The organism is Nocardia sp. BMG111209 (assembly GCF_000381925.1).
Taxonomy (GTDB): Bacteria; Actinomycetota; Actinomycetes; order Mycobacteriales; family Mycobacteriaceae; genus Nocardia.
The window spans coordinates 648,376-663,920 of the sequence record NZ_KB907307.1 but is presented as its reverse complement, the minus strand read 5'-3'; the positions used below and the strand labels follow the sequence as shown (position 1 = coordinate 663,920).

Here is a 15,545-nt window from a genome sequence, read left to right as displayed (position 1 = left end):
GAACGGCTGTGCAGGGCGCCAGCGCCGCCGATATCCACCGGTTCCACCAGTCCGCTGCTTTCTGAGCCAGGACCACACGGCGCACCAGTAGGTTCTCGGTCAACCCGGCGTACTGCTCTCTAGCCTGACCAAGCCAGTCGCGGTGGCATCATCCGCCGCGCACCAAAACGACTTGTCAACAGCGATTTTCGAGCGGAAAGGTAAACGTAGATGCGTCGCGCAAAAGCTGGCCTGGCCTGGTCAGATGGCTTCGCCGCTGACGACCATCGCATCGACTAACGTGCGCTCCTCGTCGGTGATGGCTGGCTCGATTTGTCGAGTAGCGATGTTTCTGAGCTGCGCGCGAGCCCAGGTGTGGAGTGCCTTGTCATCCAGGCCGATTGGCGCAATGATCAGGCGATCCAAGAGGTGGGCAACAACACGGGGTCTTGCACCTGCGCGCATCCAGGCGATCGCACTGGGAGTACCGGCGCCATATCGGATCGCAAGCGGTAGCAGTGCGAGAACTCGTGCACTGTCCTCGGGAAGATCCCAGATACCGTCGGGTTCGCTCTCACGGCCAGCAGCCACTATCGCGCCGAGGGCACCGGCCACGATGACTAAACCAAATCCGAACCCTTCTGTGACGACGCGCAGCGTTCGTGGCAGCGGGTCCTGAAGCCCGCGTTCGAACTTTCCTTGAGGATCTTTCCGCTCGATATATTTGGCGATGTCGATCAACGGTTTTCCCTCTAACCATGCCTCCAAAGTAGATTTCAATGCTACCCAGCCTGGCCCTCGGTCGGCGGCCTGGTCCGACCAGATAGGTGCAATGTTTGTTGACTCGAAAGGCCGAGGCAGAAATATTCGTTTCAACTCGTCAATGTCTAGCTTGTACAGCACAACCAGCAATGTTCTCACCCACTCGCGGATGGTACGCGGGGGCGGATTTTCGATCAGGTACTGACTGAGCAGTCGGTGCAGACTTGCCGCGTCCGGCAGGGCAATTCCGGAGCGGTGTGCGGCAAGGGCTACCCATGCGGGCGCTGATCTTTTGTGGAGAAACACTCGTCCAACGTGGTTGAGCGTTCGGCTGAGCTGCGCCGCTACCGCCGTAGCACCTGCGCTGTGAACGGCCCAGCTATGGCGAAGCACTCCCTCGGCAGTATTTCCTTCGGCAGCGTAGGACAAGAACGCGAATGCGGTCTGTTCAGTCCTGGTCATACTGTCGACGTCCAGGGTCTGGTTCATCGCATGCTCGATTAGTCCCCGGAGTTGGCTCGAAATCTCCGTGGAGGCGTCCTCCTCTCGAAGAAAATCCGCCTTATTGACCGTGCTGGCAGCCTGGGTCCCAATATCGAGTGCGATTGCTTTGTCTGGCACTACGATAGCCATCGAGCGTGGTGCGACGTTCGCTCGCCCTGCGCGACCTATCGCGTTCAATAGCTGTGCCCGCGCTCGCTGCTTCTCCTCCTGGCTGTTCACTGTCTGGTCCCATCCGATCTTCGTGCCTCCTATGACGACCGCTGTCGCGGGGAGGTTGAGTCCTTGAGCCATGGTCCCTGTGGCGAACATTGCGCGCGCAGCTCCTTGCTCAAAAGCGAGTTCACTTGCTCGGCGCTCTTCTGCCAACATCGCGCTTGTGTGGACGGCGAGGCGTTTGATCAGTGCCTGTCGCAGGGCGCTCGGTCCGCCGAGTTCCGCTTCGGCGAGCACCAACAGTGCGTTGATGTCATCTGTCAGTTCGACAGGTGCGTCTCCCGCGAATCCGGGCATCTTTCGGGCGGCGAGGAAACAATAGTGTTTGTTCGATGGTAGGAATGCGAGGACTCGATGATCTTTTTGGCCAAGACTCTGCACCAATGCTTGCACGGTCGGATTGAGGTATCCAGACAGGTCAACGCCTTTGTTGCTATGGTATTTCAACGGAACTCGCACGGAGGTTGGCGCGAAAGCAAAGTCGATCGATTCCGAAGTCCGCCAGGCTCCCTGCAATCCTGCAAACAATGCCAACGGCGCATCGAAGGTTACGTTCTTCAGATGCTTAGGCAAGTCCTGTGCCGCCAGTACGGCTTCTTGCTTAACCGCTCGATATCGGTTCTGATCGAATCCGACAATTGCCCGCAAGGTTCGCGTCGGCCGCCATGGTGTGTCCACGACACAGGCGTCAATGCCGGTTGTATCCCGAAGCCAGTCGGCGATATCGGCTGGGTTCGCTAACAATGCCGACAGCATCAGAACTCGTGCTTTTTTGGCTCGAAAGAGGACTTCTGACACCACCAATTCTGCGATGACTGCCCGCTGGCCCGATTCGCCAAGTGAATGGGCCTCGTCGACCACACACAGTGTCATCCGTTCGAAGACGCTAGGGTCCTGACGAAGCGCGAGGGAGCACTTCTCAGGGGTCATGACCAGAATCTGGCTCTCGCTCACCACTCCGAGAGCTTCGCCTTCAAGGTCTGTGTACTCTATTCCCCCGACAAATTCGCGCACTGTCACGCCTGGAAGCGCGCCGACGACCTCGTTGAGTTGTCGTCGGATCTGCCCTGCGAGAGCGTTCGTCGGCGACAGGTAGAGGACCCAGCCGTCGCGAATCGCCTGTGCGATCGCAAGTTCGGCGACGGCGGACTTGCCGGCACCCGTCGGTACCGACACGACGGCGTGCGCGTGGGGTCCTGGCATCGCGGCCTTCGCGTACTCTGCTGCGGCAGGCCAAAGGAGTGGCCGGCCCCATGACCGCTGACGCTGAAATTGCACGAATCGACCATCATCATCAGGCGGTGGTGAGACGGTTCGCAATGCCCGGTCTGCGGTGCCTTCTAGCCCGGCCGCCAACAACAATGCGAGATGGTGCAGATCCGAATATGGTGCACCCGCATCGATCCCGACGTCGCGGCGCTCCATCTCCTCGATGAGTCTCCGAATGCTGCGGATTCCACCAGTCGCATCATCACTAATGAACATCAACCAGTGCAGATGTGACCTGATCGCTTCTCCCAGGCGCACTAGGATTGCATGCCGAAGCCGAGCATGCAGTGTCGAGTCAGGGGCTGGAAGAGGCGGTTGAGCATCGCCAGAAGGCAGCTCAAGCAAGAGCAATCCCCGGATGCTGGCAAGAGTCCACGAAGATACCGCGCTCTCGGCCGTGGGCTCGTTCTCGCCCGACTGAAGGTCGATTTCCCTACCTATCAGCGCTGCGTTTGCATCGAACCCTGCGATCAGATAGAGCAGCCCCGCTTCGACTCGTTCGAACCGCAGATTGGTGCCGAACAGCCACGGCCGGGATGGTTCAGGAGCCAGCGTCGCAACTTCCCCGGCCACTTCAAGGGCCTCCGCTGCCACGAAAGCACACGCTTTCTGGGCCTCTGTGTCGGTATCCCCCGAAAGGATAGCGTGGACTTCCAGTGCAGTCGCTAACCGGCGAAGGTCGCCGAGAAGTTGTGCACCCCCGACGCCGCCACCTCCTAGATCACGACGATCTACAGCTTCAAGCCATGCACGAGTCAGTATCCGACGTATATGCTCGGCATCGAGGTTGCCCAATCGAGGCAGAGCTTGAAGCAGCTCGTCTACTCCGCGGTTAAACACTACAGGACCACCTCAGATATTCCCGCGCGCATGGCGTCAGCGATTGAGTCGAAGAACGCGTGGAAATCGACGAGCCGCAGCGCCACCAGACGCCGTCGCGCCACGGACGGTTTCAAAGTGCCGAGCGTCCGCCGATCTGCAATAACGTCGAATTCTCTTTCATGAACAATCACCGGCACGTAGCACTTCTTTTCCAGCCAGAGCGCCGATGTCACCTGACTCACAAGATCGCCGCTCAAGAATTTGCGGAGAGCTAATAGTTCTGACCGCAACTCGGGCCCGTACTCATCGTTGTCAATTTGCCGGAACATACTTGCCGCTTCGGTCAACTGGGCACTACCGCCTGAGCGAGAGGCTTTACTTTCACCGATCGCGACCATCAGTTCTGAATTTTCACTATAGATGGCAACTAGATCCAAGCCCTGCTGACTAGGCCGACTATGCTGTGCCTTAAGCGCATGCACCGGACCAACCAGAAGTGCGGAATCATATTGCGCCCGGACCACCAGCAGAGCATGAGCAACCCCCTCGGCTATCCATGCGTTACGCTGTGTATCTCGAAATTTCTCCGCAGCCGCGTTCAAAAATACATTGTTGTCACCAACCAACCTAGATACGGTAGCCGCCAACTCCATCTGTGCATCTATCCCTTGTCCCAACAGTGCAGTCGACAAGCTCGCGTCCAGGTCAACCGCTCCGGCCAGTGCGGCCACAAGGTATCGCCCTAAGGCCAACGTGACCGTGGGGGATTCGAGCCCCTCCGCAACTATCGCTGTATGAGTAGATGCACCAGCAACCTCCCGGATCGCCACATGCCTGGAAATATCAGATATTGAATCCTCAATCAGCTTCAGAGGGGGCGTTGCCGTTGTCACCGCAACCCCCTCTCAACCACCACGAGATGGACGGCCAACGCTGCGGACACAAATTCCCCCTGCTCTAATACGGACACCACGATCGTTTCGGAAGCCTACGCCGAATCCCTGTTCGAGACCCAGAAACGGTCCAGCGGGTCTCTAACAAGTCGGCAAATGGCCCCGGACGATGTCATCTTCTGGTCCGAACCTGGGTCGTCCGGCCGAACCGCATTGCCGAGTACAGTGTTCGCCGCTGCCGTCTCGCCGGCAACGGGCGAGACCAGCCCAGCACAAGAACGCCCTCGATGGTCCCCGTTCGACCTGAACTCAGCATTTTGGTCCTGGGTGGACCGAACCGCGGAGTCCCTCACGATTCCGGCGAAATCTCGTACTTCGCGAAGAGTTCCCGAAAGAACGTCGTGAGTTCAATTTTAGCTCGGTCGAATTCGCACAGCTCAGCGCCTCCGAACCGGAACACGTCGTAGCTGCTTAATTTCATAATCCTGTCCGCTTTCGCGTTCTTCGCGTATTCTTGAGGGTCGGGTTTGCCCGCGGAGTCCGCGTAATGGTTCGCGCCATCGACCTCAAGGACGATGCGGTGGTCGGGCAGCAAGAGTAGGAAGTCCATTCGAAATTTGAGAAGCGCATCAGAGCCGCGTTGTTTCGCTGTCTTCGGATCCCAATACAGCCAGATCTCAGGCAGCAGAGCGGGTAGGTTGTATGCGGATTCGCGGTGGATCTCGTAGTATAGCTTGAACAGGTTCTCCTGCGGTGGCGAGTTTTCAGGCAGGCATCGCAACAACCTATTGTAAAGCTGCCGCTTCGCTTGATCATTATCCTGGCCGGGATGGTTGCGTTGCCACCAGGATTGAAGATCGCTCCAGCGCAGCCCATGCCGCGGGATCGGCTCATCGTAGACCAAGACCTCGTCCTCATTCATGAGTTCGAGATGGTTGTCCAGTGCGTTCACCAGCCGGAGATCTGGCTTCGCCCTTGAGGCAAAGATGATGTTCTTCGGCTTCGACAGCGGGCGATCGGCCATCGCCACGACCTCGAAGACCGGATATCCATCCTCGGAGCCGATTTCTCGCAACATGAGTCGTTCTCCACGCAGATGTCGGTTGATAACCTCGACCGTGGCCCTTTGCAATGGCTCTTTGGGAACCACATGGTGGGACACCAATGCTTCGAGGAAGAGGTTGAATCTGCGGTCCGGAGCGTCGATCGCTCCGAGCTTGTCGAAGAACTCCTCGCCGGTCCAGTCACCTGGATTGCGGTGAACGTGCTGTAGAATCTGCTGGCGCAACGTCGGCGCCCCGAAGCGAGGGCTATCGCCGAAGATCCCCCCGAACAATTCGGCCGGGCCAAGGTCCCACAACCGTTCCAGCATCGCGTCGAACCGATCTCGCGCGACCGCTGTCAGATCCTCGAAGACGAGGTCCGCAGCGATCTCACGTCGCACCCGTTTTGGAATGCCGACCGTCGGGACATCAATCCACAGGATGTCTTCGATCTCGTTCCGTTGCGCAGCGGTTAATGTTCCGTCAGCCAACAGCTGCGCAGCGAGATGCTCAAGTTCGTCATCGCCTAGAGACTTCCACACCGCTTCGGCTCGCTGCGCTTTAGAACGCCCTTCCTCCATAGGCTGAAGCGGCGGCTCAATCAACCCCAGCCTCTGGTACTCCTGCGTCATCGTCTTGTGCGTGTCACCCAAAGCCATGACCGGCATCTCCAACGCCGCCCGCAATGCGCTCAGATCCATCAACATCCTCATCCAGGTCGCGCGCGAACACCCCGTTGTTCGAGGTTGGCTCTCCTCGCCGGTTGGATCGGCACAATGCGACACAATCGGCATAGCGACAGTCTTCTCGCCCCGACCGACAGCTGACCGCAGGTTACGTATTCGTCAGGGTGTCATCGTGCCATGGCGGCGGGCAGTTGATGCTCGTGGAGCGTTGTCGAAGGCGAATCCGGCGGCGGTGAGTTCGGCACACCAGTAACTGAGCGGTTGGCGCCAGTGGCGGTGGGTGATGCCCTCGAGCAGGTGTCGAAGTAGCTGCCGCAGGTGTCGAGCCGGGCGCCCGAGCACGCTGCTGGTTGATACGGTGGTCGCACCGCGATGTGGCTCTCGTGCAAAGGAATCCAGGATGAGTTCCGGCTTCGAAATCTCCGTGATCGAGCTCGCGGCCGAGGTGGTCGCCCGCATTCCAGACGGTCGGCGCTACGTCCTCGGGATCGCAGGGCCTCCTGCGGCTGGCAAGTCGACGCTGGCGCAGAACCTCGCTGCAGCAGTGTGGTCCGAGCACGCTGTGCCTGCCGAGATTGCCCCGATGGACGGATTCCACAAGACTTCCGCCGAGCTAGAGGCGGTCGGTGCCCGACACCGTAAGGGCGAGCCCGACACTTTCGATGTCGCCGGATTCGTCGAGCGCCTGAAACTGCTGCGTGAAGCACCGCTGGGCCAGCGCGTCATGTGGCCGATCTACGATCGTGGCCTGCACGATCCGGTGCCCGACGCCATCACCTTCGCCGCGCAGCGGTTGGCGGTCGTGGAAGGCAACTACCTGTTGCTCGATCAGCCCGGCTGGTCCGAGGTCCGCGCCCACCTCGACGAAGTCTGGTACCTCGACGCCAAGGACGACGTCATCGAGCGGAGGTTGACCGATCGGCACCTGCTCGGCGGGAAGACGATCGAGCAGGCGAAGGTCAAGATCGCCGACAGCGACATGCCGAACGCCCGCCTGATCGCGGGCACACGCGACCACGCGAGTTCCGTGTTGCGCGAGAACGGCGGACGCTACATCGTCATCAGGGCAGGTCGTTAGCCCAATTCCGTGTCCCGAAGCTCCGGCAGGACAGTGTCGACACCACGGATGCGCGAGTCAGCGCATCGACGAAGTCCTGGCTCTGGCTGTAGTAGGCGCAGAAGGCGCCGTGCAGGATGTCGCCGGCGCCGAGTGTGTCGGCGGCCTCGGTGACGGGGGCGATCTCGATTGTGCCTTGGCGGCCGTCCGACGCGAACAGGATCGGGTCCGGGCCTTGCGTCACTGCAGCGTGTTTCGGCCCCGCCGAACGCAGGTAGTCGATCAGCGCCGCGCCGTCGCCGTGGAAGTCCGGCGGCGAGAACGCACTGGAGCAAATCGCGATATCGGTCAACGGGAGCAGCTGATCGTGGATCGGCTTCCAGCGACCGGCGTCCAGGACGACCGGCACCCCCAGGGCGTTCGCCTTGCGCGCGATGCCCAGCGCCAGCTCGGGATGGTGACCGTCGATCAGGATGATCGAGACGTTCTCGACGTATTCGGAGAGGTCGGCGGTGTAGGGCGCCTGGATCCGTGCCGCGTCGAGGCCGACGATCGTGCGTGAGCCCGCTTCGAGTGCGACCACGATCGACGATACCGGCGGCTTGCCGGTGCTCTCGGGAGTCGCGTCGATCACGTCGACGTGGTGGTCGGCCAGATCGTGGCGCACGAGCGCGGTGAGCGGGTGGCGGCCGAGCGCGGTGATCAGGGTCGCGGGCCGGCCGGACACGATCGCGCAGGCCACCGCGGCGTTGGCGGCTGGTCCGCCGGCGCCGAGAAACTGATCCCTCGCTTGGGTTTTCGTGTCCTCGCCGGGGTATCGGTCGACGGCGTAGGCGATATCGAGGGTGGACAGACCCACGAACAGCGCTTCGGGCACTGGGATTCCTTTCCGGTCAGCGGGTTAGCAGGTGCTCGAGTGTGGCGGTCTGATCGCTGTAGGTGCGCACGCTGACGACGGCCGCGAACTCCTGGTCCACCGCCTGGTCCTGGAGCGCAGCCCAGTGCTTGGCCAGATACCAACTGGCACCGGTCGTGCCGTGCGGCCCGAGTCCGGCGCAGAAGAACCAGTATCTGTCCGGGTGCGGCTGCGGTGCGGGGCGCACGCGGGCGATGATGCCGATGTTGCGGCTGTCATCAGAGCTGTAGGAGTTTCCGTCGGCCAGTTCCAGGTGTTCGAGATATCCACCGGCCGCAGGTGGGTTGTCCTTGATGGTGAACAGCGGATCTCGGGTGGTTTCGAGGTACATGTGGGTGCAGTCGTTGGAGCTGAGTCCGAAGGAAATATAGGGCCGGTCGCACGCCGCCACGACATCTCGATCACTCTGGATCTCGACATCCATGCCGGCGTGGTGCTGGACCATCGCCATTACATACAGCATTCCGCGGACATCGTTTTCGGCCAGGGCGACCGGCACGTCGATTCGGTGGGCGGCGTTGAATACGCTCGCCCGCTTGCTGAAAATGTGCTGACGCGGGATGCCTGCGGCCTCCAGCGCGTCGACCGAGCTCGTGGCCAGCTCGAAACTGGGAACGACCAGCGTGACACCACGATCGGCCATCTCCGCTCCCAAGAACGTTCTCAACCGCTCATCGACAAGATCGTCATGTGCCAGGTGCGGGCTGACGGCCGCCGCATTGGCCATCGAAAAAAGGGCATGGATCGACCATCCGGGGAACATTCGCGCCAGGACTCTGCGGTGATGATTCTGCGGCACGCCCTTCATGTCCCCCGACATCCAGTTGTAGAACTGGGCTCGTGAGGGTGCATCAGCCCGTGTCGCGGCGCTGTCGAGTTGGGCTGCGTGCCTGCGGTATTCGGCGCAGAAGTCCTTGTGGCTTGCCAGATGCCGTTCGTCGAGCAGCATCTTGAGCACGGTCCCCAATCACGTCCCCCTTTTTCAAGTGTCGAGCTGTCGAACTAGCGATCGATCCTATCGACACCGGTAGTCCAGCGTACGAGATAGGACAGAAACGGACTGGATCGGACCTCTTCTGCGATGCGACTGGACCCCTTGAGCGCCAACACTTCTCATACGCCGCAACGGGGCGGTCCCGGCGGCGGGGCATCGAGACATTCGTCTGTCGCAGCCAGCGCCGGCGCCTCCGGCCGCCGATCCGGCGGGCTGCACGGCAGGAGAGGAGAGACCTTGACCACCACCTGCATGTCCTCACCCGCGGAAGGGCCGGCGTCATGACCACAGCCACCGACTCCACTGTCACCTGGCCGCCGTCCCCGGAGTTCTGGTCGACCCAGTTCCCGTCCAGGACCGATGGCGCCGTCGCGCCCTATCTGTTCAAGGGTCTCGTGCCGACCGATCTCCTGGGCCCCGACGACGTGTTCGACGGTTTGCGCAGGCTGCGCCGGGCCGCCACCGAAGGTGAGCCCACCAGCGCACGCGCCCGCGTCTACGTGGGCGAGGATCGCCGCGACGAGGTGATCGACACCATGCTGACCGCTCCATGGGCCGAGGACGACTTCGTCTCCTGGATGCGGAAACTGATTGGCGCCCAGCGGTTCTCGCTGGTGATCAACAACCTCGAGACCACTTCCCCCGCATTGGCTGCTGTGCTCGGTGAGCTCATCGGATCCGCGCACGCCGGATGGGGCGTGCCGATCGGTGGCAGCGAACAGGTCGCCTTCGTCGGCAACTATGCCGGTACGGCGTTCGGAGTGCACGAGGGGTACGAAGACGCCTTCCTGGTCCACCTCGGCCCCGGCACCAAGCGGTTCTACACCTGGTCCGGTGACCTGTACCGGGAACTGACCGGTGGCCGGGCGCCGACCTTCGGCGACTACACCGCACTGCTCGAGCACGGCGAACGCCATGACCTCCAGGCCGGCGATGTGCTGTTCCTGCCGCGGCGGGTGTTTCACGTCGGCGTCCAAGACGATTTCTCGATCTCGGTGGCGGTTCCGCTCTACACCTTTTCCGACACGCGCATGCTGGCCCTGTCGCTGCTGCCCGAATCGCTGAGGGCCGCAGCCGTTATCGACGTCGCTGACGAGACACCCTCACCGATGCATCCTCTGGTCGCGGGCCCGGGGCCGGTCGCTGCCGCCCTCGTTTCGGCGGCCACCGACATGCTCATTACCGTTTCCGATCAATTGGGGCCCAGGATTGCCGAGCTGATCGAGGCCAGGTGGCGCACCCTGCACAGCAACGGCGGTTGGGAGGCCACCGAGCACGACCTCGTCCGAGCGGACGCGGCGCGCGACGCCGTGACCACGCTCGCCGCTGGCGGCACGCACCTGCGCGTCATACCGCCATACACGCTGTACACCGACCCGCATGTCGATGAGCACTTGCACATCGGTGTAGCGGTGCGAGGTCTGGTGCTGCGCGTGCCAAACTCCCCGGCCTGGGGCGCCGCGATGGCGTCGCTGGCGGCCGGTCACAGCGTGCGCATCACCGACGAGCTCGGAGGGGACGCGCTGGCGCTGCTGCTCGAAACCGGCGGCATCCAGGTCCTCACCGAACCCGAATTCGGGGAGTCCCGATGACCGGCTCGAAAGTCGCCCACTATCTCGTCGAGCATCCCGAGACCAACACCGTCATTACCAATGTCCTGCTCAACAAATTCGAGGGCAGCGGCAACGACCTGGTCGACAAGCACATGGCGCCGATGGTGGCCGCACTGTTCGAGCAGATCACCGTCGAGGTGTCCCCGGCGACACTGACCGCAGAGCAAGCCGCCCTCTACATCCGCGAGCTGTCGGTTTTCGCGCGCTACAACAGCGATTTCCTGCGCCGGGCCGCTGACACGGTCCAAGACGCGTGTATGGAGCTGGCGCACGAGTTCCGCCGCAACCACCTCGAAGAGGGCGGCGAGCGCGGCAAGGTGCCCGCGCACTACACCCTCTATTCCGGCGCGCTGTTGGCCGATCTGGGGCTGCTGGTCGTCGGACATGTGCCTGCACCGGAGACGCTGACCCTGGTGTCGTTGCACGATTGGCTGGTCATCGGCTCGTCGCAGAGCCGGATATGCGGTGGCTACTACGCCACCGAAGGCGTCGCGATCGACGAAACCGTGCTGCTGCGCGCCATCACCGACCGCTACGCCGAACTCACCGTCGGCGCCGGCGCGAAGCTGCCGAACCTGGACTACTACTACTCGCTGCACCTGGATGAAGGCCACGAAGCCGCGGCCGTGGCCGGCCTCAGCGTCGAAGGGGCCCACCTCGAAGGCATCGCCAGGTTCATCCGCGAATACCAGTTGTTCGGCCTGGACCTTCCGCAGATCGTCGACGGCTGGCTCCAGATCCTCGAGGGCATGACGGTGTGGTGGTCGCAGCTGGCCGTCCGCTCCACCGCCCTCTCCTGATTCCCGCAGTAACCCATCAAAGAAGGAGAAATCACCATGTCGATGCTCAAGAGCGGTGTCCGTCCCGACGCCGACCTCAAGGCCGGTGTCCGCCCCGACGCTCTCGAGTTCGGGGTGCGCCCCGACGCCGGTCTGAAGGCCGGTGTCCGGCCGGACGCCCTCGAGGCAGGGGTGCGCCCGGCCGCCTGATGTCCGGGACATAGTCCCCGTGCGGGGCCGCGCAACGGCGCGCACCCCTGCCGCTTCGTGGCCTCGCACCCGCATGCATTCCGACTCCGATCGAGGCCGCCAGTTCGCGCTCGAGCCACCCGACAACGGCTGCCAGGTCTCGTCCCGACCTCAGCGTGGAGAACAGCAATGACCATCACGGTGCGCGAGTCCAGCCAGCGACGTCCGTCAGCGGGTGCATCCGGTCCGGTTCGCCGCGCCTTCGGCCCCGAGCTGATCACGCGCATGGACGCCCTGTGCGTCCGCGGCTGCGCAGAAGGCCCTCTCGATCTGGCCCGGGATTACCTCGCGGCCACCTTCGCCGCCGCCGTCGGCATCATCGTCGGCCACCCGATCATGACCGTGGCGTGCGTGATCTACATCGGGATCCGGCAACGGCAGCTGTCGAACCTGACCCACGAGGCGATCCACACCAAGCTCACTCGCTCCCGCCGCGCAAACACGATCATCGGGCATCTGAATTGCGTCGCACTGGGTGAGCCGTTCACCCCTTATCGGCGGTCGCACCGGATCCACCACGCCAAGCTCGGCAGCCCCGACGATCCGATGCTGCGCTCCTATATCTCCCGCCGCGCCCACTCCGCGTGGCCGGACAAGAAGGCGTTCGTCTTCCACGTCATCATCGGCAACGCGCTGTGGCAGCTGCCCAAATCCGGTCTCGTGACCCTGGTGGGCAAATCGGGCGACGAGAGCTGGAAAGCAGGTGGTGCCCGGTGGGCGGTCTGGGCCGCGGCCATGGCATCCGCTACCGCGCTCGGACACGGCGGCGACTTCGCGTTGTACTGGGCGCTGCCGCTGATCGTGGTGCGCCCCATCGTGACCTGGTTGACCGACCTGGGCAACCATGCCGGCCTGATCCACAACAGCGACGTCATCAGCCAGACCCGCGGCTGGACCTCGCATGTGCTGACCCGGCACCTGCTCGGCGGCCACAACGACGACATGTACCACCCGATCCACCACTGGTTTCCCAACATCGGCTGGCGCCGGCTGCCAGATGCCGCCGCCGTCCTGCGCGAGAACTACCCCCGCTGGGACGAGGTGCCCTGGTGCTCGGGGTACTTCTTCCGCCGCCGCGCGACCCCGGATATTCCGTGCGTGCTCGACGACATCGTGGGCGCGCTGCATCTCCAACTCGCCGAACGCCGGCCCAACACCTGACTTCCCGCGCGTGCAGCCGCGGCGACGACACGAACAGGATCCGAATGTCTTTGCCAGTCAACAGCTATGACGAGTTCACCGCGCTGCGTCAGGTGATCGTCGGCGATCCCCACAGCTACACCTCCCACGATGCGGATTCGAGCTTCCGCCTGTTCTACCTCGACAACGTCACTCCCACCGCCGTTACCGGAGGCCGGGAGCTGGCGATCCCGGCACGCCTGGTCAATGAGCTCGAAGAGGACGTCGAAGGCTTCTGCATCACTCTCGCCGAGGCCGGAGTGCAGGTTCTGCGCCCCGAGCCGATCATCGAACGCACTCTGATCTGCTCGCCGTGGTGGTCGGCACGTGAAACGCCGCCGCTGAACGTTCGTGACCAGACGATCATCCTCGGTGACTCCATTGTGGAGACGGCCCCGCACATTCGCGGCAGGTTGTTCGAGAACGACTACCTCAAACCGCACTTCTACCGATATCTGAACGCGGGCTCGGGGTGGATGTCGATGCCGCGGCCGGCGTTGGCGCGCAGGTCGCTGGACCCCAGCTATTTCGACGGTCAGGACATCGACCTGGCGCCGATCCTCGATGACACCGACACCCGCGTCCTGCCCGGACTCGGGCACGAACTGATCTTCGACGGCGCCCAGTGCATCCGTCTGGGCCGCGATGTCCTGGTCAACGTCGCCAACACCAATCACGAACTCGGCTACACCTGGCTGCGCCGAGCCTTCCCCGCACTGCGCTTCCACCGGCTCGACGCCATCGCCGACAGCCACATCGATTCCATCGTGGTGCCCCTGCGGCCCGGCCTGCTGATGCTGCGCTCCGCCGAATACCTCGAGGCGCTGCCCGAACCGCTGCACAGCTGGGACATCGTCGTGCCGCCGGAGCAGGGCGAGGACGCCTTCCCCGACTACAGCGAGTTCGGGTTCAACCTGACCAGCCGCCACATCGACATCAACGTCCTGTCCGTCGACGAAGACACCGTCATCGTCAACAGTTTGTGCCCGGACCTGATGCGCACCCTGGAGAAGAAGGGCCTCACGGTCATTCCGGTGCAGCATCGTCACCGCCGCCTGTTCGGCGGCGGCTTCCACTGCTTCACCCTCGACACGGTGCGTGCCGGCGGGCCCGAGGACTACCTCGGATGAGCCGCGTTACAACCACGGTGACGCTGTCCGCACCCGAAGCCATCGACGTCAAATCCGATCTGCTGCACAAGATTCGGGTTTTCCTGCGGGGGCAGGGTTTCGCCGAGGTCAGCACGCCGACATTCCGGCAGGCCGACGACATGACCGGCAAACGCGCCCGCGCCGTCGTGGGCGGCCGCGACGGCTGGCTGCGTAGCATGATCGGCCCTGCGTTGCGCTACCAGCTCGGGTACAGACCTAGGGTCTTCGAGATCGGCACCTGCTTCCGCAATGATCCGGCCGACGCCACCCACTTGTCCGAATTCCAGATGCTCGACCTGTACGCCGCCGAGTCGAGCTATGACTACCTCATCGAGCTCGCCGAAAGTCTTGTCCGCCTTGCACATCCCGGCGAGCCGAGGCGGATCTCGGTCGCCGACCACCTCGACGCAACCCTTGGGGTCGACCTCACCCGCGAGACCCTGGACCCGCACACCGGCACCCTCGCACACCACCTCGACAAGCCGGCCGATATGCCGCTTCACGACCTGCTCGACGCTTACACAGCGGCCGAGCTGGAGCCACACAGCGTCGGGACCGTGCTGTTCCTGGTCGACATGCCCCTCGGCGGCAACGAGCCGTGCGCGAAACTACGCGAAGGCACCGCGGCAGTGCTCAACCGGTTCGAGGTGTTCATCGACGGCATCGAGGTCGTCCACGGCTACGAAGACGAGACCGACGCCGAAGCATTCATCCACCGCGCCAACGCGATCGGCCTCTACAATCTGGAGCAGTCGCTGGTGCAGAAAGCCATCCTCGCTGGTGCCGTACCCGTGCACAGTGTCGGCCTCGGCATCGGGATCGAACGGCTCTGCATGGCGGCCACCGGGGTCACCGACATCCGCCGGTTCCGCCAGTCCGCGATGTTCTGAAACCACGGCACCGGCACACCTGTCACGTCCGCGATCGACCGGGCGCCCTGCTCTAGGCTGGCCGGGCGGTGGCGAGCAGTCACCGCTGCGTGCACCAAAACGACTTGTCGACAACGAGTTTCGAATAGAGAAAGGTGAACGTCGATGTATGAAGGCGGCTGTCTGTGCGGGCGGATCCGGTTCCGCGCCGAGGGCGACGCGAACTGGCCACATCTGTGCTCATGTCCGCACTGCCAGAAGCTGGCCGGTGGTCCGGTCGCGGCCTGGGTCGATTTCCCGCTCGCCACGTTCGCCTGGACCGGCGACGGTGGCGAGCCGACCTGGTTCCACACCTGGCCCACGACCAAGCGCGGGTTCTGCCCCGACTGCGGGTCGTTCGTCGCCGCACTCGACGAGGACGGCGACGCCATGGGCATCACGATGATGGCCCTCGACGACCACACCGGCCTGACCCCGGTACACCAGTCCTGCAAGGACAACGCCGTGAAGTGGCTGCCGGTCATCGAAACCGTCGACGCCGGCGCCTGACCGTGCCCGAACGGCGGC

Annotated in this window: 13 protein-coding genes; 8 read left to right on the top strand and 5 right to left on the bottom strand. The window is 63.1% G+C overall.

Annotation, left to right across the window (positions count from 1 at the left end):
* Positions 1-240: 240 nt before the first annotated feature.
* The 3 genes from G361_RS48010 to G361_RS0102850 all read right to left on the bottom strand — a co-directional run bounded on the left by G361_RS48010 (position 241) and on the right by G361_RS0102850 (position 6,186).
* Complete coding sequence (locus G361_RS48010; protein ID WP_155981272.1) at positions 241-3,321, bottom strand: DEAD/DEAH box helicase; 3,081 nt, start codon at positions 3,319-3,321, stop codon at positions 241-243.
* A 245-nt stretch (positions 3,322-3,566) separates the two neighbouring features.
* On the bottom strand, positions 3,567-4,442 hold the full coding sequence (locus G361_RS49085) for a hypothetical protein (protein WP_155981271.1): 876 nt from the start codon (positions 4,440-4,442) through the stop codon (positions 3,567-3,569).
* A gap of 349 nt (positions 4,443-4,791) precedes the next feature.
* On the bottom strand, positions 4,792-6,186 hold the full coding sequence (locus tag G361_RS0102850; protein ID WP_026342624.1) for a hypothetical protein: 1,395 nt from the start codon (positions 6,184-6,186) through the stop codon (positions 4,792-4,794).
* Positions 6,187-6,571: 385 nt separating this feature from the next.
* Here G361_RS0102850 and G361_RS42060 point away from each other — a divergent pair, with 385 nt between their 5' ends.
* A complete protein-coding gene (locus G361_RS42060) occupies positions 6,572-7,249 on the top strand; it encodes a nucleoside/nucleotide kinase family protein (protein ID WP_036494062.1) in 678 nt (225 codons plus the stop codon).
* Here G361_RS42060 and G361_RS0102840 read toward each other — a convergent pair.
* Both G361_RS0102840 and G361_RS0102835 read right to left on the bottom strand, forming a co-directional pair.
* Complete coding sequence (locus G361_RS0102840) at positions 7,233-8,105, bottom strand: PfkB family carbohydrate kinase (RefSeq protein ID WP_019925536.1); 873 nt, start codon at positions 8,103-8,105, stop codon at positions 7,233-7,235. The two genes, G361_RS42060 and G361_RS0102840, sit on opposite strands and share 17 nt — an antisense overlap.
* 16 nt (positions 8,106-8,121) lie before the next feature.
* Entirely contained in the window at positions 8,122-9,093 is a 972-nt protein-coding gene (locus G361_RS0102835) for a hypothetical protein (RefSeq protein WP_155981270.1), read from the bottom strand.
* A gap of 326 nt (positions 9,094-9,419) precedes the next feature.
* Here G361_RS0102835 and G361_RS0102830 point away from each other — a divergent pair, with 326 nt between their 5' ends.
* The 7 genes from G361_RS0102830 to G361_RS0102800 all read left to right on the top strand — a co-directional run bounded on the left by G361_RS0102830 (position 9,420) and on the right by G361_RS0102800 (position 15,527).
* Positions 9,420-10,730 carry a JmjC domain-containing protein gene (locus G361_RS0102830; protein WP_019925534.1) on the top strand — a complete coding sequence of 437 codons (1,311 nt, stop codon included), beginning with the start codon at positions 9,420-9,422 and terminating at the stop codon, positions 10,728-10,730.
* Positions 10,727-11,551 (top strand): DUF3865 domain-containing protein, encoded by an 825-nt coding sequence (locus tag G361_RS0102825; protein WP_019925533.1) that lies wholly within the window; start codon positions 10,727-10,729, stop codon positions 11,549-11,551. Before G361_RS0102830 ends, G361_RS0102825 begins: the two co-directional genes overlap by 4 nt.
* Positions 11,552-11,587: 36 nt before the next feature.
* Complete coding sequence (locus tag G361_RS50135; RefSeq protein WP_019925532.1) at positions 11,588-11,740, top strand: hypothetical protein; 153 nt, start codon at positions 11,588-11,590, stop codon at positions 11,738-11,740.
* Between the two features lie 168 nt (positions 11,741-11,908).
* Positions 11,909-12,940 (top strand): fatty acid desaturase, encoded by a 1,032-nt coding sequence (locus G361_RS0102815; RefSeq protein WP_052172615.1) that lies wholly within the window; start codon positions 11,909-11,911, stop codon positions 12,938-12,940.
* Positions 12,874-14,088 (top strand): inosamine-phosphate amidinotransferase 1, encoded by a 1,215-nt coding sequence (locus G361_RS0102810; RefSeq protein ID WP_231386763.1) that lies wholly within the window; start codon positions 12,874-12,876, stop codon positions 14,086-14,088. Before G361_RS0102815 ends, G361_RS0102810 begins: the two co-directional genes overlap by 67 nt.
* Positions 14,089-14,105: 17 nt before the next feature.
* A complete protein-coding gene (locus G361_RS0102805) occupies positions 14,106-14,999 on the top strand; it encodes an amino acid--tRNA ligase-related protein (protein ID WP_019925529.1) in 894 nt (297 codons plus the stop codon).
* A 144-nt stretch (positions 15,000-15,143) separates the two neighbouring features.
* Positions 15,144-15,527, top strand: coding sequence for a GFA family protein (locus tag G361_RS0102800; protein ID WP_019925528.1), 384 nt, complete (start codon positions 15,144-15,146; stop codon positions 15,525-15,527).
* Positions 15,528-15,545: the final 18 nt, after the last annotated feature.

Bases quoted from the DNA above. Each gene is read 5' to 3' on its own strand.
- G361_RS0102830 (WP_019925534.1), top strand. From the start codon at position 9,420: ATGACCACAGCCACCGACTCCACTGTCACCTGGCCGCCGTCCCCGGAG.
- G361_RS0102825 (WP_019925533.1), top strand. From the start codon at position 10,727: ATGACCGGCTCGAAAGTCGCCCACTATCTCGTCGAGCATCCCGAGACC.
- G361_RS0102835 (WP_155981270.1), bottom strand. From the start codon at position 9,093: ATGCTGCTCGACGAACGGCATCTGGCAAGCCACAAGGACTTCTGCGCC.
- G361_RS0102800 (WP_019925528.1), top strand. From the start codon at position 15,144: ATGTATGAAGGCGGCTGTCTGTGCGGGCGGATCCGGTTCCGCGCCGAG.
- G361_RS50135 (WP_019925532.1), top strand. From the start codon at position 11,588: ATGTCGATGCTCAAGAGCGGTGTCCGTCCCGACGCCGACCTCAAGGCC.
- G361_RS42060 (WP_036494062.1), top strand. From the start codon at position 6,572: ATGAGTTCCGGCTTCGAAATCTCCGTGATCGAGCTCGCGGCCGAGGTG.
- G361_RS0102850 (WP_026342624.1), bottom strand. From the start codon at position 6,186: ATGGATCTGAGCGCATTGCGGGCGGCGTTGGAGATGCCGGTCATGGCT.
- G361_RS0102815 (WP_052172615.1), top strand. From the start codon at position 11,909: ATGACCATCACGGTGCGCGAGTCCAGCCAGCGACGTCCGTCAGCGGGT.